This window comes from Xanthomonas cissicola, assembly GCF_008801575.1.
GTDB classification, from domain to species: Bacteria; Pseudomonadota; Gammaproteobacteria; order Xanthomonadales; family Xanthomonadaceae; genus Xanthomonas; species Xanthomonas cissicola.
The window spans coordinates 85,918-105,616 of record NZ_VZPL01000010.1 but is presented as its reverse complement, the minus strand read 5'-3'; the positions used below and the strand labels follow the sequence as shown (position 1 = coordinate 105,616).

23 protein-coding genes, 1 tRNA gene, 1 other RNA gene and 2 pseudogenes are annotated in these 19,699 nt (G+C 60.8%); 8 read left to right on the top strand and 19 right to left on the bottom strand.

The window, feature by feature from the left end:
- The 3 genes and pseudogenes from F7R02_RS27490 to F7R02_RS06800 all read right to left on the bottom strand — a co-directional run.
- Nucleotides 1–68 (bottom strand): annotated as a pseudogene (locus F7R02_RS27490) (transposase); the annotation flags it as partial.
- Nucleotides 69–198: 130 nt separating this feature from the next.
- Nucleotides 199–1,974: an AIPR family protein gene (locus F7R02_RS06805; RefSeq protein ID WP_078591296.1), complete on the bottom strand. Its 1,776-nt coding sequence runs from the start codon at nucleotides 1,972–1,974 to the stop codon at nucleotides 199–201.
- Nucleotides 1,975–2,084: 110 nt separating this feature from the next.
- Nucleotides 2,085–2,489 (bottom strand): H-NS histone family protein, encoded by a 405-nt coding sequence (locus F7R02_RS06800; protein ID WP_078591295.1) that lies wholly within the window; start codon nucleotides 2,487–2,489, stop codon nucleotides 2,085–2,087.
- A gap of 169 nt (nucleotides 2,490–2,658) precedes the next feature.
- Between F7R02_RS06800 and F7R02_RS06795 the strand changes: the two genes are divergently transcribed.
- Nucleotides 2,659–2,892: a hypothetical protein gene (locus F7R02_RS06795; protein ID WP_015472326.1), complete on the top strand. Its 234-nt coding sequence runs from the start codon at nucleotides 2,659–2,661 to the stop codon at nucleotides 2,890–2,892.
- Here F7R02_RS06795 and F7R02_RS06790 read toward each other — a convergent pair.
- The 3 genes from F7R02_RS06790 to F7R02_RS06780 all read right to left on the bottom strand — a co-directional run bounded on the left by F7R02_RS06790 (nucleotide 2,875) and on the right by F7R02_RS06780 (nucleotide 4,274).
- A complete protein-coding gene (locus F7R02_RS06790; protein ID WP_015463017.1) occupies nucleotides 2,875–3,057 on the bottom strand; it encodes a hypothetical protein in 183 nt (60 codons plus the stop codon). The two genes, F7R02_RS06795 and F7R02_RS06790, sit on opposite strands and share 18 nt — an antisense overlap.
- A gap of 67 nt (nucleotides 3,058–3,124) precedes the next feature.
- Nucleotides 3,125–3,952, bottom strand: a complete 828-nt coding sequence (locus tag F7R02_RS06785; protein ID WP_078591294.1) for an ImmA/IrrE family metallo-endopeptidase — start codon at nucleotides 3,950–3,952, stop codon at nucleotides 3,125–3,127.
- Entirely contained in the window at nucleotides 3,945–4,274 is a 330-nt protein-coding gene (locus F7R02_RS06780; RefSeq protein ID WP_078591293.1) for a helix-turn-helix domain-containing protein, read from the bottom strand. Before F7R02_RS06780 ends, F7R02_RS06785 begins: the two co-directional genes overlap by 8 nt.
- A gap of 127 nt (nucleotides 4,275–4,401) precedes the next feature.
- On the opposite strand from F7R02_RS06780, the gene F7R02_RS26320 reads away from it, so the two are divergent.
- From F7R02_RS26320 to ffs, 3 genes are all read left to right on the top strand, one after another.
- On the top strand, nucleotides 4,402–4,572 hold the full coding sequence (locus tag F7R02_RS26320; protein WP_015463016.1) for a hypothetical protein: 171 nt from the start codon (nucleotides 4,402–4,404) through the stop codon (nucleotides 4,570–4,572).
- Nucleotides 4,573–4,674: 102 nt separating this feature from the next.
- A complete protein-coding gene (locus tag F7R02_RS06775; RefSeq protein ID WP_078591292.1) occupies nucleotides 4,675–4,959 on the top strand; it encodes a hypothetical protein in 285 nt (94 codons plus the stop codon).
- Between the two features lie 268 nt (nucleotides 4,960–5,227).
- An RNA gene (gene ffs, locus F7R02_RS06770) (signal recognition particle sRNA small type) lies at nucleotides 5,228–5,324 on the top strand.
- Nucleotides 5,325–5,704: 380 nt separating this feature from the next.
- On the opposite strand, the gene F7R02_RS06765 is transcribed toward ffs, so the two are convergent.
- The 7 genes and pseudogenes from F7R02_RS06765 to F7R02_RS06740 form a co-directional block, all read right to left on the bottom strand.
- Nucleotides 5,705–6,151 (bottom strand): molybdenum cofactor biosynthesis protein MoaE, encoded by a 447-nt coding sequence (locus F7R02_RS06765; RefSeq protein WP_139371106.1) that lies wholly within the window; start codon nucleotides 6,149–6,151, stop codon nucleotides 5,705–5,707.
- Nucleotides 6,148–6,393: a MoaD/ThiS family protein gene (locus tag F7R02_RS06760; RefSeq protein ID WP_003483836.1), complete on the bottom strand. Its 246-nt coding sequence runs from the start codon at nucleotides 6,391–6,393 to the stop codon at nucleotides 6,148–6,150. Before F7R02_RS06760 ends, F7R02_RS06765 begins: the two co-directional genes overlap by 4 nt.
- Nucleotides 6,390–6,887 carry a cyclic pyranopterin monophosphate synthase MoaC gene (gene moaC, locus F7R02_RS06755; RefSeq protein ID WP_078591290.1) on the bottom strand — a complete coding sequence of 166 codons (498 nt, stop codon included), beginning with the start codon at nucleotides 6,885–6,887 and terminating at the stop codon, nucleotides 6,390–6,392. Before moaC ends, F7R02_RS06760 begins: the two co-directional genes overlap by 4 nt.
- 24 nt (nucleotides 6,888–6,911) lie before the next feature.
- Nucleotides 6,912–7,290 (bottom strand): annotated as a pseudogene (locus F7R02_RS27320) (nuclear transport factor 2 family protein).
- Nucleotides 7,287–8,318, bottom strand: coding sequence for a GTP 3',8-cyclase MoaA (gene moaA, locus F7R02_RS06750; RefSeq protein ID WP_078591289.1), 1,032 nt, complete (start codon nucleotides 8,316–8,318; stop codon nucleotides 7,287–7,289). Before moaA ends, F7R02_RS27320 begins: the two are co-directional and overlap by 4 nt.
- Nucleotides 8,318–9,067 carry an MBL fold metallo-hydrolase gene (locus F7R02_RS06745; protein ID WP_078591288.1) on the bottom strand — a complete coding sequence of 250 codons (750 nt, stop codon included), beginning with the start codon at nucleotides 9,065–9,067 and terminating at the stop codon, nucleotides 8,318–8,320. The genes moaA and F7R02_RS06745 overlap by 1 nt, the downstream gene beginning before the upstream one ends.
- A complete protein-coding gene (locus F7R02_RS06740; protein WP_078591287.1) occupies nucleotides 9,067–9,816 on the bottom strand; it encodes a 3-deoxy-D-manno-octulosonic acid kinase in 750 nt (249 codons plus the stop codon). The genes F7R02_RS06745 and F7R02_RS06740 overlap by 1 nt, the downstream gene beginning before the upstream one ends.
- A 20-nt stretch (nucleotides 9,817–9,836) precedes the next feature.
- Here F7R02_RS06740 and F7R02_RS06735 point away from each other — a divergent pair, with 20 nt between their 5' ends.
- Entirely contained in the window at nucleotides 9,837–10,886 is a 1,050-nt protein-coding gene (locus tag F7R02_RS06735) for a glycosyltransferase family 9 protein (protein WP_078591286.1), read from the top strand.
- A gap of 183 nt (nucleotides 10,887–11,069) precedes the next feature.
- On the opposite strand, the gene F7R02_RS06730 is transcribed toward F7R02_RS06735, so the two are convergent.
- Nucleotides 11,070–11,474, bottom strand: a complete 405-nt coding sequence (locus tag F7R02_RS06730) for a DUF6165 family protein (RefSeq protein WP_003483824.1) — start codon at nucleotides 11,472–11,474, stop codon at nucleotides 11,070–11,072.
- Nucleotides 11,475–11,731: 257 nt separating this feature from the next.
- A tRNA-Ser gene (locus tag F7R02_RS06725) sits at nucleotides 11,732–11,822 on the bottom strand.
- 196 nt (nucleotides 11,823–12,018) lie between these two features.
- Between F7R02_RS06725 and F7R02_RS06720 the strand changes: the two genes are divergently transcribed.
- Nucleotides 12,019–12,723 (top strand): PP2C family protein-serine/threonine phosphatase, encoded by a 705-nt coding sequence (locus F7R02_RS06720; RefSeq protein WP_003483822.1) that lies wholly within the window; start codon nucleotides 12,019–12,021, stop codon nucleotides 12,721–12,723.
- 297 nt (nucleotides 12,724–13,020) lie between these two features.
- Here the strand turns inward: F7R02_RS06720 and dnaQ are convergent, their stop codons facing one another.
- The 3 genes from dnaQ to F7R02_RS06705 are packed head-to-tail and all read right to left on the bottom strand — an operon-like array spanning nucleotide 13,021 to nucleotide 14,900.
- Entirely contained in the window at nucleotides 13,021–13,755 is a 735-nt protein-coding gene (gene dnaQ, locus F7R02_RS06715) for a DNA polymerase III subunit epsilon (protein ID WP_005913877.1), read from the bottom strand.
- Nucleotides 13,756–13,763: 8 nt separating this feature from the next.
- A complete protein-coding gene (rnhA, locus tag F7R02_RS06710) occupies nucleotides 13,764–14,216 on the bottom strand; it encodes a ribonuclease HI (RefSeq protein ID WP_005913875.1) in 453 nt (150 codons plus the stop codon).
- Between the two features lie 27 nt (nucleotides 14,217–14,243).
- Nucleotides 14,244–14,900, bottom strand: coding sequence for a class I SAM-dependent methyltransferase (locus F7R02_RS06705; protein ID WP_003483816.1), 657 nt, complete (start codon nucleotides 14,898–14,900; stop codon nucleotides 14,244–14,246).
- Between the two features lie 12 nt (nucleotides 14,901–14,912).
- On the opposite strand from F7R02_RS06705, the gene gloB reads away from it, so the two are divergent.
- Together gloB and F7R02_RS06695 are read left to right on the top strand one after the other, a co-directional pair.
- Nucleotides 14,913–15,680: a hydroxyacylglutathione hydrolase gene (gene gloB, locus F7R02_RS06700; protein ID WP_078591285.1), complete on the top strand. Its 768-nt coding sequence runs from the start codon at nucleotides 14,913–14,915 to the stop codon at nucleotides 15,678–15,680.
- Entirely contained in the window at nucleotides 15,677–16,855 is a 1,179-nt protein-coding gene (locus tag F7R02_RS06695) for a lytic transglycosylase domain-containing protein (protein WP_078591284.1), read from the top strand. The genes gloB and F7R02_RS06695 overlap by 4 nt, the downstream gene beginning before the upstream one ends.
- Before the next feature lie 635 nt (nucleotides 16,856–17,490).
- Here F7R02_RS06695 and F7R02_RS06690 read toward each other — a convergent pair.
- The gene (locus F7R02_RS06690) at nucleotides 17,491–19,461 is read right to left on the bottom strand and encodes a peptidyl-prolyl cis-trans isomerase (RefSeq protein WP_078591283.1); all 1,971 of its coding nucleotides are present in this window, start codon (nucleotides 19,459–19,461) and stop codon (nucleotides 17,491–17,493) included.
- Between the last annotated feature and the right edge of the window lie 238 nt (nucleotides 19,462–19,699).

The following is a 19,699-nucleotide window of genomic DNA, read 5'->3' as shown; positions in this document are numbered from 1 at the left end:
ATCGCCACGCCGCTTTCGGCTTCGCGCAGAAAGCCGATGACCTGCTCGTCAGTAAAACGTTTCTTCACGTCCAATCTCCTCGGGGTAGGGAATTGGACTCCAAACTGAGGCGCTACTCAAAATTGGGGGGACGTCGAATGAGCCCCAACATGTGGGGCTCTTAACGAAATTGGCTGAGCGGCCAAGCCCATTCTTATATTACGCGTAAATTTTCTCTATTAAGAAATCTGTGAACTGAACTGATCTGGCGGGTGAGTTCCCCTTTGAAAAATCGCGCCTAAGCAGGAACTCCTTCTCCGCTTCTTCAGCAAGCTTAAAGGCGGTATTGACGGATTGTGAGAATTTATTGGCGGACAAACAGACAGACATTATGTCATCACAAAGCTTATCAACCGCCTTGGCATTGGGCATCGGTAAATTTTTACCACCCGATACTACACAGGCAATAAGCATTGCAACATGAAATCTGAAGCGAACAACTTCGGGCCCATGTCGTTTACCATTGGCGTGCTCATTAATCTTATAAACCAACATTGCCGAAGCAAGGTATGGCGAGAATTTATGATCGGAACCAAAAACTACGACACTGCCTTTTTCTCTAAGAATAGAACTAGGATTGTTGGCAATTACCATATGCGGCTTTTGCATGAAAACCGCAGCGTAAGCTCTCACCATACCATGCAGCCCTACAACTCTCTTTTTGTCCGGCGCATCGTCTAGGAGAGAAAATTCTCGAGATCGTCTTTCATAGTATAAGCTTTCCCCAACCCTTTTCGATTCACGCGAAACATATTCTTGAAGATCCTTATGCCACTTATCAAGGGTTAAAAATGCCTCATTGGGAACTGGCGTCTGCCTATTGTTAGCCCTAATGATTTTTGAAACAACATCTGCGTCTGACGTATGAACTATTTTTATAGGTATCAGCGCCTCGTTAAAACCAGGCTTATTTTTGTTCAAAAATAGGACATTGCTTGTCTGACAGCCATTAACGATCTGATAATTCCTCAGCAGAAAACGGTGCGCCCCCATATTTTTCATGAAAGACACCACCACAGTCACACCGTTGTTGTATAAAACAAACTTATCAGAGGACTCTATTTCGGAGACTGCCTCTGCAATCTCTTTATTTACCGAATTATCATCCCCCTGAAAATCGCGGACGTTATCGTAAAAAACATTTCTTCGAATACCTCCGTCAGGGGCCGTAATTAGCTTAACAAATTCACCGACTTCGACAAATCCGATGTAAGCCTGGTCCACCCCTCTAATAGTATCGAGCGACAGGTTGTTCTTAATGCGAAGCTCTACTTCAAACTGATTTTCAACTTGCTTGAAACACTCGATAAGCGCCTCGGCGTTCCAATACTCAAAGAAAAAACTTTTAAAATCAGGAACGATCGATTTGAGATCATCGCATTTAGTTAATGCCAGCTCAGTTAGTTGCGTTGATGGCGGATGTCCGCCTGCATATGCAAACACCATTCGGCATACGGGAGATTCGGACGAAAGGAGCTTAACTATTTTCGATGAAAATATATGGCAAAGCAATCTAGCAGGGGTTTTTAAAGCGTCGCTTTCACTCGTAGAGTGCCCATCCAAATTGTTCAAGAAACCTTTGGAGCCCTCTATAAATTTGAGAATTTCGCCAGAATCAAGACTTTTCGACGTTTTTGCCTGAACCAACAGAACTTCAACATCCAAATTTCTCGACTTCGCGAGTGCATCTATTTCATCAGTGCTTTTAATCAGATTTTTATTGACGAATTCAGCAATGGCATCAATACCAAATGTCCCATCTCGATCAACGTCCACGTCCGACAAATCGGCAACCTCGGAAAAAGCCTCGGGATGGACCTGAGACATAACAGTGTAGTTTGCAAAATACTCAAACTGCTTATGCTCTGGCAAGCCATCAATTTGAGATTTCTTACCAAAATCCTCGACGTAAGAGGACAAAATTCGATGTTCCATATCAATTCTCTGAGCAATAGTGCTTAACCAAAAATCACAACCCAGTGCGAGCTAAGCCTTATAGTTCGCGCCAGCATATGACTAAGGCCCCGCATCGCGGGGCCTACTTTTTATCCAGGAAACTTAGGGAATTTTTCATCGGGATGCTTTGCCTTCCATTCCTTATAAGCCGCCGATCCTTCGTAAGCTGCAAAAGCACGTGGTGTCCTACCACGACCAGACCAAGTTTCCTGCGTATGGGGAAGCCAATACTTGGGAGCCACTTCTTTGCGAGTGCCGGTTGCTTTCTTTGGTCGGCTAGGTCCGCCAACAGAAGCCCCGAGTTGAGCTGCAAGATCTGCTTTCTGCTTGGCGGTAAAGTGCTGGCCGAAGCGGGTCAGCAGATCTGAGGCTTGCTGAAAAGCGTTCGATGCCTCTTCCTCCAACAGATTGGCTTCTTGCTCTTCCAGCTTTCTCAGCTCTTCTGCAAGCTTGGCTTTGGCCGTAGCAATGGAATCTAGGGTTGATTTGGACATCAGAGGATATCTCGTTTGGTAAGTTCTTGAATGATAGATCATTCAATCGCTTAAAGTAAAAGGTCCTATGCCGCTTCTAAGAGCAAGCTATAAGCTTTTGCAAAATTTGTAGACTTGACAAGCTTGTCAGGCACCTTATGAATAATATCTCATCCCACTGAGCACATGCATGAAATTTTTGATCGAGGTCATTCCGAAAAAGGATTATCCAAGCAGCCTCACCCTACAACTTGAAGAAAAAGGGTTTGTTGACACAAATTCGCCTCCAGAATTCTTCCATTGCTTTGTAATTGCAGATGATCAGCTGAGCACTACTCCATCTTTTATTCAATGCCCAACGCTCAATGATATCGAACCCGGATCACTCCTCAGAATTACAAAAATGTCAGAGCCTAAGACCTAAATTGGCCTCCGCACAGATCTTGTCCGCCTCCTCTCGACTGTCATACACAGGGCCCACGTGCTTGCCCAATTGAATGTCGAAGATTTGATAACCATCTTTCTTGCCTGGCCGCTTTATCACATCAACACGATAGCGCTTTTTTTTCCCACTTTTAAAACCACCCATCACAATCTCCTTGTTTGAAAAATGAAACGAGGGACAATCTTAGATAATTACAGACACCATCATAGCTTTAATCATCCTCGTCCTCGTCATTTTCTTCCAAGGTCAATAACGTCAAAGTTCTGCCAAAAGAGCCTAGTCCAATCACCTCTTCGATGAGATAGATCCCGCTCTTGGCACCAGAGAACCAATCGCTTGCTTCCGCGCTATCACTGTCCTCTAAGGCCCGTCTTACGCCATCCGGATCGTCAGCCAATCTTCGTGTCGCACTATCCAGGGGAACTTTTGTGCCGCGTCCCAACGGTCTTGCCCAACCCACATGAGATTGAAGGGGATAAATCGCACAAAACTCAACTTTACCGTCTAAGCATTGTAGAACCCCCGTGGGCAGATGCCCGATCTCTGCGTAACGCAGCGCTGCCGCTGTTAAAGACGTATTACATGTGGCTGCCAATGATAAAACGGCAGCCATGCCATCGCCGCTTTTATTAATATTCGACTTGCACAGCGACTTTGGCATCATTAAGCATGACGCAAAATAATCTGCCTCTCGCTCGATGGGGTCGGAAGATCCGAATCCGCCGCGAGAAGCATGTTCGCCGCTTTGTTTAAAAATATGTTCCGGATGACCGTCTAGACAATAGTGGCCTAGCTCATGGGCCACGCTGAAATTCTGAAACCCAGGATTTTCGATATGGGTAGCATAAATAATGGCAAAATCATTGCCTTGCCTCACAAGCCATCCGGACGCGCCAGAAGAATTGGCTGGTTTCGCGTGCACTTGAATATCCAAGTGCTTGGCAATCTCCATTGGATTGATGGGGAGTGCAAGGACTCCCGCATCATTAAGCATATCCTGCGCTCTGGCTTCGATCTGCTGCCTTCGGTAGCTATCCATCCCTCTTCCTTGTATCTGCTAATGACTTAGCGACGGCTTCAAGCATCTTGATGTCGTCTTCTGTTGCTTGTCCCAAATGGCGAGCAATTCTTGATGCTGCTGCCATGTCATCGGGGCTGTCAACGAGACCCATCAGGTAGTCGGTGCTCACGCCCAAAACTTTTGTTAGACGACGCAAATTATCAAACGAGGGCTTCCTTGATCCACCCTCAAAGTGGGAGATGGTCGTTGACGGCAGACTTGCTTCCTTGCCCAGTTCTGCTTGCGTCAGACCTCGCCTATCCCTGGCCTCTCTCAAACGGGCTGGGAAGAGATCAGACATCGGGTAATCCTAAATTGTGGTGGGCGACAAATCATACTTGACGAAGTCGACAAGAGGGGCGTATTGTCGCTTCCGTCAAGTCTTTGTAGTCGGAATTCTTCTGACTGGCTTGGCAGGAGAAAGTCTTATGAGCACCCGTAAGCCAATCGGAACGACCGCCAAGACTGGCGAAACTTGCCCCGAGAGCGGTGTGTGGCAGCCCTCTGGTTACAGCACCACCGCACCCATTGCCAAGGGCAATCGCATGCCGCCCTACGATGGAAAAGCCGTGACCTGGGTGTTGAAGCAACATGCCTAAGAACAGAGGGGAGTGGGCTACCAACTAACGCCCCTCTATCTTCGATCAGTGACGACTGGTGCTGACAAAAATCCACAGCAATTTGACCTGGGAGGAAGCGCAATGGCTGTCTACGTCGTAACTTGGAATCTGAACAAAGAACGCAGCAACTACGATGCTGCACGCCGGCAGTTCATCCAGCACTTGGAGCGCCATCCCAATGTGCAGGACAGGGGCTTGGAAAGCGTTCGTTGGGTGCAAAGCTCAGGGACCGCCCAGCAACTGGGTGATGACCTTCGCCAAAAGCTCGACAACAATGATCGCCTTTTCGTGAGCAAGCTCAATGCCAATCAGTCTGCGGGATGGCTTGACAAGAGTGTTTGGGACTGGATCCAAACTCGCTTGTAACCTTAAAAATGCCACCTTCGGGTGGCTTTTTTTTGCCCCCATTTTTGGTCAATGACAGACATAGTTCCCTAGCTACTGCTCAGGCATATCGGCTACAATGGCAGGACACCAACAAGGACAAGCGTCCGGTTCGTGTCTCGGTTCGAGATCAAGGGGTTAGAGCGGATTCATCCGTCTCCCCCTCTCTCCGCCAGTTTTATGATTTGCGCAAAGGCACCAATGCCGCAAATCGCAGGGTCATGCCAATGGCCCACGTCTTATGGTGGACCCGTCGGTCCCTCGCGACGCTAGATCGAAAATCCCGCCAGGGCCGGAAGGCAGCAACGGTATCGATTGATGCGGGCGCCGAGGTCAACCGGCGGGGACACCACCCTAACTTTCGACAATGCCAGGCGAACTAGCTGGAATCTCCGGCTTGGGCGCGATTGATCGAACAACAGCGATCATCACGTGCAGCGCTGCGCTCATTCGCAAGCCGAGGCGAAAAGCCCATCAGTCACTCGTGCCCGCCGTGGCGACGGCGCACGCATCCCGCAGCGTTAGCGTTTCCCACGGCGCGATGCGGGCGCCGAGGTCAACCGGCGGGGATACCACCCCAACTTCGAAAGACTCCAGGCGAGCCGCCCGGAGCATCGACTTGCGCGCGATTGATCCAGCGAAAAGCAGCAGGCAGCTCGTGCTGCGCCGCGCGCTTATGCAACGCCGGTCGCCTGCTCACGCGCGGATGCGCACCGCATCCAACCTGCTACGGTTGCAATTCGGGATGCAACCAACCCGCGTCGCCTTCCAGGTAATGCTCGTGCTTCCAGATCGGCACGCGCGCCTTGACCTCATCGATGATGTAGCGACATGCGTCGAATGCGGCGCCACGATGCGCCGCACTGACGCCGACCCACACCGCCATCTCGCCGACACGCAGCTCGCCCACGCGGTGCACGCAATGCGCGTGCACGATGGCGAATCGCTGCATTGCTTCGTCAAGAACACGCTGCCCCTCGGCCTGCGCGAGCGCGGCATAGGCTTCGTAGCGCAAGCCGGCCACGCCGCAGCCTTCGTTGTGATTGCGCACCCAGCCTTCGAAGCTGGCGAACGCGCCGGCATGCGGATGTTCCACCCCGGCACGCAGCTGATCGATCGGCAATGGCACCTCGGAAAGCGCAAAGATTGCGACACCCTGCTCGCTCATGCTCAACCTCCCGACACCGGCGGAATGAACACCACTTCGCTGCCGTCGCGCAGCGCATCCTCCCAGCGCGCGAATGCGCCATCCACGGCTACACGCAACTGCGCAGGAGCCCAGCGCAGGCCATGCCGTGCATCGAGTTCTGCATACAGGCCGCGCAGATCCTGCGCGCCGGTCTGCACACGCTCGTCGGCAATGCCTGCGGCCTCGCGCAGGCTGGCGAAATACAGCACCGTCACCGTGGCGGTCATTGTGCCGCTCCGATGTCGCGCTTGCCGCCGCGCTTGGACACCAATTTGGTCGGACCAATGCTCATGCTGTGCGACAACGCCTTGCACATGTCGTAGATCGTCAATGCGGCAACGCTGGCCCCGGTGAGCGCTTCCATTTCCACCCCGGTGCGATGCACGCAGCGCACCGTGCAACGGATGTCCAGCACCTGTTCGCCCGCCCAGTCGATCCCGAAACGGCAGGCATCGATCGGTATCGGATGGCAGAACGTAATCAATTCGTGCGTGCGCTTGACCGCCATGGTGCCGGCAATCACCGCCGTCTCCACGATGCCGCCCTTGGCGCTACGCAAGCCATTGGCGCGCAACTGTGCGGCTACGGCAGCCGGAAAGCGCACGCGGCTTTCCGCAGTGGCGCTACGGGCGGTAACCGCCTTGTCCGAGACATCCACCATGGCGGGAAGCCCGGCATCGTCGAGGTGGGTCAGGCGAGCGGAGCGGGAGTTTGCAGGCATGGGAAGCGACGCGAAGACAGGCCATCAGGATGCGGCATTCTCTGTGAACAGGGTGCCTTGGTGAAACAGCAGCTGCCATCCAGTAGCCTCGTTTCGCCACAACAAGCTGCGCGAGGCCCGCCGCTCAATCCCCTGACGACGATCCATCGACCGATAGCGCAACTGCGCCAGATCCGGCGCCAGCCACGCCCATTCGACGCCGTCGGCCTGGTAATCGGCAGCAACACCGGGTGCGTAAGGCCGCGATCACTTCGCTGCGCATGTCCCTGCGGCCCGACGTACCGAACTCGACAAAGGCCGGATCCAGCAGCGCTTCCAACACCTGTACACCGGCACGCAGCGACGGATCGCGCAGGCGCTGTTCCAGCGTGCGCAACTGCACCGGCAGCGTGTCCTCGCTTATCCGCCGATCAAGAACATCTCGACCGGCTTGCCGCGCCGTGGCACCGAGGCGCGCACTTCGCTGTAGCGGTCGCCACGCACACTCCAGCGCTGCCGCAGATGCGTTGCCAGCGCCGGCTCGCCATTGGCCAGTGTCGGCTTGAGGTCATGCCCCTGGCTGGCGAACAGGCAGGTATACAGATGCCCGTCTGCCGAAACGCGCGCACGCTGGCAATCGCCGCAGAACGGCACGCTGACCGAACTGACGAAACCCACCTCGCCGGCGCCATCCGCGAACGCGTGGCGCTGGGCCACTTCCCCGGTGTAATTGGCGTCCAGCGCCACCAGCGGCCAGCGCGCGTGGATGCGTTCGTGCAGTTGCGCAGAGGTCACCACCGCATCCGGGGTCCAGCCATTGCAGCTGCCCACATCCATGAATTCGATGAAGCGCAGCACGTGCCCAGTGCCGCGGAAGTGCTCCACCAGCGGCAGCACCTGATCTTCGTTGACGCCACGCTGCACCACGCAATTGATCTTCAGCCGCTGAAAACCGGCCTGCTCGGCGGCGGCGATGCCGGCCAGCACCTGCGCAATCTCGCCGCGATCGCCGCTCATGCGCCTGAACAACGCCGGTTCCAGCGCATCCATGCTGACGGTGATGCGGCGCAGCCCGGCCTGCCGCAGCGCGACGGCCTGGCGGGCGAGCAAGGTGCCGTTGGTGGTCAGTGCCAGATCTTCGATGCCCTCGATCGCGGTCAGCCGTGCGATCAGGCTCGGCAGGTCGCGACGCAGCAGCGGCTCTCCGCCGGTCAGGCGCACCTTGGTCACCCCGACCGAGACGAAGGCACGCACCAGGGTTTCCAGCTGATCGAAACTCAACCGCTGCTGTGAATCGAAGCCGTAATCGTCGGGCACGCGATCGGCCGGCATGCAGTACCCGCAGCGGAAATTGCAGGCTTCGATCACCGACAGACGCAGATCGCGCAGCGGGCGGCCGTAGCGGTCCTGCATCGGCGCCGTCACGAGATCCGGCTGCAGCAAGGCGCCCATCAGGGCACCGTCGCGGCGGTCGGGTTCGCCAACGCGAGGTGTTGACCGGGCACGGCAACGCGGTGGCCACGTGCACGCAGCACATCGCCGTCGGCGTCGCTGGCGTAGTGGTACAGCAGCATGCGGCTCAACAGGTCCTGCGGGTATTCCCGCTCCAAATCGTCCACGCCAGTATGCGACGGGTTGCCGTGAACGCCGCAGTCATGTGCGATGAGCTCGCTGTCGTCCGCATAACGCTTCAGCATTTCCGGGATCGGCCGGGTATCGCCGGTCCAGACCAGCGCGCCCTTCAGACGCAATCCGTAAGCCGTCTCGGGCCAGTGGTGGCGTACCGGGAACACTTCCAGCCGCACGCCGTCGTGCCAGAACGCATCGCCGACCGGCACCAGCTGAAACGCATCCCAGAAGTTCGCCCCGCCCTCGGCCAGCACGTTCGGGTAATCGGCGATGCGTCGCTGCAGCAGCGGCACCACCGGCGCTGGCACGTACAGGCGCGTGCGTCCGCGGCGCTCGGAGAAATAACTGTCGACGAACACCCGTTCCAGCCCACCGACATGGTCCAGATGCACATGGGTGATGAAGATTGCCTGTGGCAGCTGGCCATAGTGGGCCTGATAGGCGGTCAGCCCCTCGCTGCCGCAATCGATGGTCAGCCAGGGCGCACCGGCGCGCTCGAGCGTGGCCATCGGCGAGCCAAGCGCCACCGCCGACGCATTGCCGACTCCCTGCACCCGCAAGGCCCAGTCCATCAGTAGCCCCGGCCCCAGGCCAGTTCGTAGGCGCGATGCAGGCGCGCATAGTCCTTGTCGACGTCCTCGCGGCTGCGGTTACCGCGCAGCTTCAACAGCGAGCGATGCAGCCGCTTGAGGTTGCGCTCGCGCCAGCGCGTGGCCGGAATGCGCAGCACGCCGCGGTCGAAGTCGATCAGCCAGCCATGCCCGCCGGCATCGAACAGGATGTTGTGCGCGTTGAGATCGGCATGATCCAGGCCAGCGCGATGGAAGCGTGCAATCAGCTGGCCGGTCGCCTCCCACGGCGCACCGCGTCCGGCCACCTGGGCGTGCTCGGCCAACGAGCGCACGTTTTCCAGCCGCTCCATCAACAGCGCAGCGCGATAACCCAGGCCTTCGCGCAGGTAGCAGGCAGCCAACGGACGCGGCACCGGCAACTTGCGTTTGATCAGTTCACGCATCAGCCGGAACTCGGCAAAACTGCGCGTGCGCCCCGCCCCTTTCCACAGGTAGCGATCGCGGCTCACGCGTGCGGCCATGCCGCCGCGCAGGTACTGCCGCAACACGCTATGGCCGAATGGCGCATCCACGAACCACGCGCCGCCACGCCCGCCTGCATCCACCGGACGCGCCCTGTCGCCCCACGATTGCGGCGAAAACAGGCTGGCATCGGCTTGCCGCAGCCGTTCGCGGTCGAACAGAATGGCGCCATAACCGCGACCTTCGCGGTACGGCGCCAGCGCATCGGTGGCATCGAAAGAAACCATCTATCGAGTCTAACAACACCATGGCTGTAACGCCCGCATCGCTGTGTTTGCTGCGCTTGTCCGCCCTGGGCGATGTCACGCACGTGGTGCCACTGGTACGCACGCTGCAGGCAGGGTTTCCTGAAACCCAACTGCATTGGATCATCGACAGGGCCGGGCTCAAATTGCTCGATGGCCTGCCCGGCGTGCAGTTCCATGCCTACGACAAACGCAGTGGCGTGGCCGGCATGCGCGCGCTCCGTCGGTCGCTGGCCCCGCTGGGGCGTTTCGATGCCTTGCTGCAGATGCAGGTGGCCTTTCGCGCCAATGTGCTGTCGGCCTTCGTGCCGGCGCGGCGACGCATCGGCTACGACCGCAGCCGCTCCAAGGACCTGCACGGCCTGTTCGTCAACGAGCGCATTGCCGACCGCCCTGGCATCCATGTGCTCGACGCCATCGGCAGCTTTGCCGAGCCGCTGGGCCTGCGCCAGACCCAGGTGCGCTGGGACCTGCCGGTGCCCGATGAGGCACACACTTGGGCACGCGCGCAATGGGACGACGATGGCCGCCTGGTACTGATGATTTCGCCGTGCTCCAGCCACGCGCGTCGCAACTGGTATCCCGATCGCCATGCCGCGCTGGCCGATCATGCCGCCGCGCAGGGCTGGCGGATCGTGCTGTGCGGCGGCCGCAGCGACCTGGAACGCAGCACTGCCGATGCCATCGTCGCAGCCGCACGCACGCCGGTGCTGGATCTGGTTGGCAAGGACACCCTCAAACAGCTGCCCGCACTGCTTGCGCGCGCGAACCTGGTGGTCACGCCGGATTCCGGGCCGATGCATATCGCCAACGCCATGGGCACGAAGGTGCTCGGCCTGCATGCCGCCAGCAACCCGCGACGGAGCGGCCCGTATTCGGACGTGCGCTATTGCGTGGACCGTTACGACGCCGCCGCGCGCAAATTCCTGCAGAAACCGGCCGACCAGCTGAACTGGGGAACGAAGATCGAATTCGACGAGGTGATGTCGCTGATCACCGTGGATGACGCGATCGCCGCCTTTGAGCGTTATCGCGCCGACCATCGGCGTTAGGGATTCGGCACCGCGATTGAAGGCGCATTGCATTCAAAAATGCTGACGGCCAGACACCGTGCAGATGCCGCCAATCAACGCCGACGTCACAACCGCAGGCACCGCCCAATCGCTTAATGCCAGTCACCATGACTGGGCGATGGCGCCGACCAGGCGGCCAGCGCGATCGGTCAACCGGCGCGCTCAGGCGCCGGTAGCGCGATAGTCCTGATAGGACTTTTCTTCCACATACGAAGAACCCAGCGCCAGGTTGATCTCTTTCTTGATGCGCGCGCGCTCGTCGTTCTCGATATACACGCTGCGCGCCAGCTGCACGAAGGCATCGTCGAAGCTCTGCGCCTGCTCCTTGAGCCGGATGTCATCCTCGATCACCCACAGCCGCTCATTGACGGCCTTGAGCTCGGCGCGCAGGCGCACGATGTCGTGCCCGGCGGCCGGATGCGCCATCCAGCTGGTTTCCAGCGCAGACAGCTCGTTGCGCACATTGGCCAACTTGGCCGCATCGCGCATGCGCTCGGACTTGATCTGCAGGATCGCGATCTTGTCGAGCAGCTCACCAAACGACACGGGCACCAGGATCTCGGACATGACAGGCCTCCAACGGGGATCGGGCGGATTGTAGTCATCGCCGCGGCCGGCGACGGCTACACATAAACAAAAGCCCCCTTGCGGGGGCTGATGCGAATCTGGCGGCAGAGGGGGATTCACGCGGCACGACGTGCCTTCGCCCTGCGGGCGGCTTCGCCGTGCAGGCAGCTGCGCTGCCTGTCGAACCCGGGGCTCCTCACCCCCCCAATGCCGCCGGCGAAACTCACGCGGCACTGGCACAACTGCTCGCCTCAATCTGGCGGAGAGGGGGGGATTCGAACCCCCGAGGCGCTATAAACGCCTGCCTGATTTCGAGTCAGGTACATTCAACCGCTCTGCCACCTCTCCAGATGGTCCCCAGTGTCCTGGGGCCGTGCATCATACGGGCACATGGCCCCCGCCACAAGCGGCCCGGGCCGGCGTCGACAGGGGCAGCGCGCGTCCAGGCGTGAACCGGGGCTGCGACGCCCGCGCGCGGCGTGTTGCCGCTAACCGGCCGGGCCGCGATGATGGTGGTGCATCTTCTTCTTGGCGACCCGGCCCCATGCTCGAATTCGGACACCTCACCCATGTCGGCCTGCGCCGTGACCTCAACGAGGACACCTATTACGGCGACAGCGAGCTGGGATTGTGGCTGGTCGCCGACGGCATGGGGGGGCATGCCTGCGGGGAAGTAGCCAGCGCATTGGCGCGCGAAACCATCGTGCGAGAAGTTCGCGCCGGGACCCCGCTCGCCCAGGCGGTACGCATCGCCGACGAAGAGATCATCAAGACCTCGCGCCGCTGCAACGACACCCTGCCGATGGGCACCACCGTGGTCGCCGCGCGCGTACTCGGCCAGCGTTTCGAAGTGGCCTGGGTTGGCGACAGCCGCGCCTACCTGTGGCGCGATGGCCGGCTGGCGCAGCTGAGCCAGGACCACAGCTATGTGCAGGAGCTCATCGCCCAAGGCACGCTGACCAGCGAGCAGGCGCGCGCGCACCCGCATCGCAACGTGGTGACCCAGGCACTCGGCGTGACCGACCCGGCGCACCTGAATGTCGCCATCATGCAAGGCGAACTCAAATCCGGCATGCAGCTACTGCTGTGCAGCGACGGCCTGACCGAAGAGGTGGACGATGCCGCCATCGCAGCCACGTTGTCGCAGGCCGATTGCAGCGCGCAGGAATGCGTGGAATGCCTGGTCGCCGCCGCACTGGATGGCGGCGGTTCGGACAACATCACCGCGATCCTGGTGCGCAGTTACTGAGCGCTGCGCGCAAGCGGACAGTTGCGCAACAAAGCGCAGCGACCGCCAGCCATCGTTCAATCCCCATGTGGCCGCTTGGTTTCTGCGACGAAACGTCGCCATCGTTCGTCACGCCTTGCCAGCCACTCTGACGGCAAGCAGAGCCACACCGGCGAACATCGCACGTCACTACATGCCGATGTGTTCTGTGTACACCTGCCGTGCGCGCATGCAGCCATCGCCGCAACGGACGACCCAGGTGCGCACATGCACCGCCTTTGCCGACCAACGGCGGCGATGTGCCTCGGGTCCGACGCCTTACCCGGCGACGGCAATCTCTTCGACCGGCGGATCCCACAACGCACGCCCCGCTTTCTTGCGCAACTGCGCCAGACGCGCCTCGTGCGCCTGCGATTCGGAAGCGGTCACCGCAACGCGCGGACGCGGCAACAGCAGCGCCGGATCGAACGCGATCATGCCGCTCGCGGCGTCGGCCTGCTGGCCGGCGTCGGCACTGGCAAACCCGATTTCCTCCTGACCCGAGGTCAGCGCGATATACACATCGGCCAGGATCTGCGCATCGAGCAAGGCGCCGTGCAACTGGCGATGCGAGTTGTCCACGCCCAGACGCTTGCACAGGGCATCCAGGGAATTGCGCTGCCCCGGATAGCGCTCGCGCGCCATCATCAAGGTATCCACCACCGTGGCGCGCTCGACGATGCGCCCGTAGTGATCGCCCAGCAGCGCCAGTTCGTTGTCCAGAAACCCCAGGTCGAACGCGGCGTTGTGGATGATCAGTTCCGCGCCGTCGATATAGGCGAGAAACTCGTCCACCACCTCGCCGAATAGCGGTTTATCGGCCAGAAATTCCAGGGTCAGCCCGGTCACCTCCTGCGCGCCCGGCTCGAAGTCGCAGTCCGGCTTCAGGTAGCGATGGAAATTGTTGCCGCTCGGGCGCCGCTCCAGCAGCTCCACCGCGCCGATTTCGACGACGCGGTTGCCCTTGCGCCATTCCAGGCCGGTGGTTTCGGTATCGAGAATGATCTGACGCATGTGTCCTCTTACGATGTCGCAAGACCACCGCGCTGGGCGATGGCCTGATTGCGGGCGAGCACGTCGACGCGCTCGTTGTCCGGGTCGCCATTGTGGCCTTTCACCCAACGCCAATCGATGCGGTGGCGCTGCGTGGCCGCGTGCAGCCGCTCCCACAACTCGCGATTTTTGACCGGATCGCCCCCGGCGGTTTTCCAGTTGCGTCGCACCCATCCCGGCATCCATTCGGTGATGCCCTGGCGCACGTACTGCGAATCGGTATGCAACACGATCTGACACGGCTCGGTCAGCGTTTCCAGCGCCATGATCGCCGCCATCAATTCCATGCGGTTGTTCGTCGACACCGCCTCACCGCCAGCCAGCTCCTTTTCGCGGCCGTTGTAACGCAACAAGGCCGCCCAACCGCCCGGGCCGGGGTTGCCGAGGCAGGAGCCATCGGTATGCACTTCAATGGATTTCATCAGGTTCCAGAGTTGAACGTAAACAGGTCAGATCGTGGCCACCGGTTGTGGCCAGCGGGCAGGCAGGGCGATTGGCGTCGGCCCGATCGCCGCGGCAGCGCGCTTTTCCACTTCCAGCAGATACACCGCGCGCCAGGGCGCCCGGCCGGGGTCGGTGGACTCGCCGCTGGGGCGCCAGATCGGCCCCAGATAGCGCTCCGCCTGCACGCTGTGCAGCCCGGCACGCTGCGCCAGTAGGCGCCAGCGATCCGGGCGCAACGCGACCGGCCCGCGCCGCGCCCACCGAAAGCGGTAGGGGCTCATTGGATTGAGCGTGAACAGCCACAGGCGGCCGCCGGGCATCAGCAGACGCTCGCATTCGGCCAGAAAGTCCGCCGCCCCGCCAACCACCGCATGCTGCGCCACGATCGCCTGCAGGCTCTCGGTCGGCAGCGGAAACGGCAGCGCGCAGCGCGCGTCGCCAGCAAAACGGCCGGCACTGCGATGCAGCCGCAAACCGCGCCCTTGCAGCAACTCGCGCGCCGGCATGTCGGCGGTCGGCGTCAGCCACAACCACGGCTGCGACGGCCGTGTCTGCAGCGCTTCCAACGCCAGACGACGCTCCAGCTGAAGCAGGCCGCGCCCCGCGCCGGTTTCAAACCAGGATGAGACGCCAGCTTGACGGGAGAATGGCGGGGCAGGCATGGTCCCAATTCTATGCGACTGATCGCCCTGCCCGCATTCGACGACAACTACATCTGGGCGCTGGTCGCCGCAGATGGCCGCGCCATCATTGTCGACCCCGGTCAAGCCGAGCCTGTCCTGGCTGCCGCGCAGCGCCAGGGCCTGGTGCCGAGCGCCGTCTTGCTGACCCACCACCACGGCGACCACATCGGCGGCGTTGCCGAACTCCAGCAGCGCTGGCCGGACCTGGCGCTATTCGGCCCGGCCGACGAACGCATCCCAACCAACGCGCATCATGTGGGTCGCGGCGAGCGCTTGCGCCTGCTCGATGTCGAGTTCCAGGTGATCGAGGTGCCCGGCCACACCCGCAGCCATATCGCCTTTCTCGCTGACGGCCACCTGTTCAGCGGTGATACGCTGTTCAGCCTAGGCTGTGGGCGGATGTTCGAAGGTACCGCTCCCCAGATGTTCGACTCGTTGCAGCGCCTGGCCTCCCTGCCTGGCGAAACGCTTGTGTGTTGCGGCCACGAATACACGTTGGCCAACGCGGCCTTCGCGCTGCATGTCGATCCCACCAACGCTGCCTTGCAGCGCCGTCAACAGGAAGCCCAGGCCATGCGTCATGCAGCCCGTCCTACCCTGCCGATTTCGCTCAAGAGTGAACTGGCCACCAATCCGTTCTTACGCACCAGCCACCCCGAGATCCGCGCTGCAGTGGCGCCACGCGCAGCCGGCGCACTTTCCTCTGAAGTGGATGTTTTTGCCGAACTTCGGCGCTGGAAAGACGAATTTCGGGCATGAGGCGCCTGGTTTTGGCAGTGCTGGCCGCGTGTTCGGCCATTGCACCGGCAGCCGCATCGCCCAACGACGCAAGCTCCGCCTCCGCAGGTGGTCAGGCCGCGTCGGCCAGCGCGCCAGGCCTCCGCAACGGGCGCGAGATTTTTTCGGCCTTCCTCGACGGACGCGCCGACCCGGGCTGCGACAGCGCCCATAGCGATGCCCGCTGGGAACAGCATTTTTCGCGCGCCCCGGCACGTTTGGCAGACGATGCGCAGGATGTCCTGCCGCTATTCGGCTATGTCGTCGATGAATTGCGCAAGGCCGACATGCCGACCGAATTTGCGCTGATTCCGTTCGTCGAAAGCGGCTACCGCCCCGGGGCTCGCAACGGCAGCGGCCCTGCAGGCTTGTGGCAGTTCATCGCAACCACCGCGCGCAACCACCAGGTGCCGGTCGGCGCGCAGTACGACGGACGCCTGTCGGCAGTGGATTCCACCACTGCGGCGGTACGCTATCTCAAAACCCTTTACGGCATGTTCGGCGGAGACTGGCGCCTGGCCCTGATGGCCTACAACGCCGGCGAGTACCGCGTGCTGCAGGCGATGCGCAGCGCCGGGATGAACGCGCAAAACGTGCGTCCGTCCGAATTGCCGGGCATGTCCAAGGTCACCTACGACTATGTGGAAAAACTGCACGCGCTTGCCTGCGTGCTCGATCACGCGCAGCAGCAGGGCAACCTGCTGACCTCGCTGGACCGTCCGGTGCCTGTCCTCACCGAACATGCGTTACCGGCAGGCACCAGCCTCAACACCTGGGCTGGACAGCGCGCGATCGAGCCGCAATTGCTCGCGCGCCTGAATCCCGCCCTCGCTGGCGCACGCGCCGCACCGCGCGGTGTGCACGTGCTCGCGCCGCTTGCGCCGCCGCAGCCCGGTGCAAATAGCGCCATGGTCGCATCTGCGGAGATGGAAACTGGCGCCGCCAGCAGCACTGCCGCGCCCACAGCCGTTGCCGCTGCAGCCAGCAAGGCGTCGACCTCGCCAGCACGCACCCACACCGTGCGCAATGGCGAATCGGCCTGGGCGATCGCACGCCGCTATGGCATCACCGTCACGACGCTGCTCGCCACCAACGGCCTGGACAAAAGCGCCATTCTGAAGCCTGGCATGGTGTTGTCGTTCGACGACTCGCCCTGAGCGATGCGCCGAGGTGCGGCGCAACCTTGGACGCTGTCGTACGCGCAGGCACGCGGCCGCCAGCATGATCGCGTCGATCCTGAACTTCGCTCACCAACCCAGCCTTTTTCGTCAGGCCGCTTCGGTCGCGAAAGATGGATGTTGAGAGTTACCGGGTTGCAAACGTGCAGTTAGCACCTGCTGCGCGTCGCGCCGGGGAGTCGACTTGGCGCTCGACGTGCGAGCCGAGCTCCGGCAAAAATCGAATCTTGCAGACCCTACGCAATGCGCGCCATGACATTGGCGACGCTCCTCGTTGAGTCAATCACGCCCAGCCATTCAACTGACCCGACCACCGCAGATCATCAGCGCGACACCTCGCATGTCTTTCAGGCCGCTGCCCGCGCGCGCCGTCGCACAATCGAGCGTCAGCAGCGACGGCGGCCAGATCGTCAGGGAACCGGCCGACAACCCCGCGACTTGCGCGCAGGAATCGCAGCTCCCGTCAGGCGCGCAGACACCGCCGGCAAATCGATACGCGCCGCGCGGGAGCTTGACTAGGGATGCCCGCCAGCCGGACTGCGTCTTCCACCACGAACGCCCAAAGAAAAAGCCCGGTTGCCCGGGCTTTGCTCTCACCAATCGATGATCCAGCCTTACAGCTGGGCTTCTTCGATCTGGATCTTGTAGCGCTTGCGCATTTCCTTGACGTAAGCCTGCGCAGCGTTGTTTCCGTCGATCTGGCTCAACTGCTCGCGCAGCATCGTCTGCTGCTCGGCCGGCATCTGCTTTAGATCGCCCGGCGTCGCCTTGCTGATGACAAAGACAGCAAAGCGCCCGCCATCCAACTCCACCTTGCCAACCGACGGCTTGCCTTCGGTCGGTCGCGGCGCGCTGAAGATCGCACGGTTCGCAGCCGGGGTCGGGATCGGCGCTGTCCGCGGCAGTCCCGGAATCGGCTGCACCTGCAGCTTCTCGCTGTCGGCCAGTGCCTGTAGCGTTTCGCCTTTCTGCACGCGTGCCAGCAAGGCATCGGCAGCAGCAGCGGCGGCCTTCTCGGCACGGTCCGCGCGGATTGCCGCCGTCACCTTGTCGCGCACCTTGTCCAACGGCAACGCCTGTTCGGCGGTGTGGTTGGTCACACGCAGCACAACGCTATGATTCGGCGCGATGGTGATGGGGTCGCTCACCGTGCCGTCCTGCACCAGCGTTTCGGAGAACGCCGCGCGCAGCACAGCCGGGTTGGCGGCAACACCGCTGGCATCACTGCGCGAGAACGGCCCCAGCGTCTGCACCGGCAGGCCAACCTGCTTGGCCGCCGGCTCCAGTGCGGTGGGGTTTTTGTAAATCTGGTCCACCAACTTGCCGCTGACATCGGCAAAGGCCTTATCTGCGTCGGCCTTGAGCTGCTCGGCAGCCAGCTGGTCGCGCACCTGCTCGAACGACTTGCCCTGGCCGCCCTTGACCTCACGCAGCAGGATCACGTGGTAGCCGAATTCGCTCTTGATCGGGCCCACCACCTCGCCAGCCTTCATCGAGAACAGCGCGTCCTCGAACGGCTTGACCATCGTCCCCTTCTCGACCCAGCCCAGGTCGCCGCCGGCATCCTTGGAACCGGGATCTTGCGAATTAGCCTTCGCCAGTGCAGCAAAGTCGGTACCCGTCTGCTTGGCCTCGGCGGCAAGCTTGGCAGCCTTTGCCTCGGCAGCCTTCTGCGCGGCTGCATCGGTGCCGGCACTGATCAGGATGTGCGACGCAAGACGCTGCTCCGGCTCGACGAAGCGCGCCTTCTCGTCTTCATAGCGCTTGCGCAGCATGGCCTCGTCGGCCGCAGTGGCTGGCGGCATCGTGGCGGCGTTGAGCTCCACGTATTCGATCGTCACGGTTTCCGGCTGGCGGAAATCCTGCGTGTGCCCGTCGTACCACTGCTTGATCTGCGCATCGCTCACCGGCGCAGCATCTGCGGCCGGCGGCGGCAGCATCGCCAACTCCACATCGCGCGTTTCACCCATCAGCTTGAGCAGGCGCTCGAACTCGGACGTGGTGGCAAAGCCGGACTCCGCCACCGCCTGCGGGATCACCGACTGCTGCAGGCTGTCGCGCACCAACGCATCGAACTGCGCTGGCGTGCGCGGCGGCGTGCCCTGCGCGAGTGCAGCGCGATACTGGTCCGGACTGAACTTACCATCGACCTGGAATGCGGGAATGTTGGCAATGTAATCCCGCACGGTCGCATCGCCGATGACGATTCCGGCGTCTTCCGCACCCAGTCGCACAACCTGTTCGTCGACCAGTTGATCAAGCACCTGCAGCTTGTTTTCGCGGGATTCGAAGCTGCGCGGATCGAATTTCTCGCCCTGACGCTGACGCTCCTGCATACGCGCCTGCTCGAAACGCGCACGGAAATCCTGCGTGCTGATTTCATGGTGCTGCCACAGCAAAGAGACCGGCCACCACGACGGTGCCGATTTCCACCAGGTCGGCGGCGCCTGCACCTTGGCAACATTGTTGGCGCCAATGCCGCCGAGGTAGCTGTTGTCGATGACGAACAGGAACGGAATCATCAGCAACCCCAGGATGGCGGTAGCGATCCAGCCTGATGTCTTGTCGCGAAGTTTCTGCAGCATTGGCAAATCACGGCCTGTGGGCGAGCCGCGCAGTGTAACGCGCTTGGCGCCAGGCACCCAGCCCAATGCCCGTGACGACGGCGTCGTGGCGCATCCAATCGGCCCCAGGGTGAACGGCGCAAGCCAGAGCCACTTACCGAAGCGCCTTCAAACGCAGCAGAAGGCGCCGCTGCAGGATGCACGGCAGTACGCCGCACCGCCATGCCAGAATGGACCCGCATCCATTACCGACAGTCAA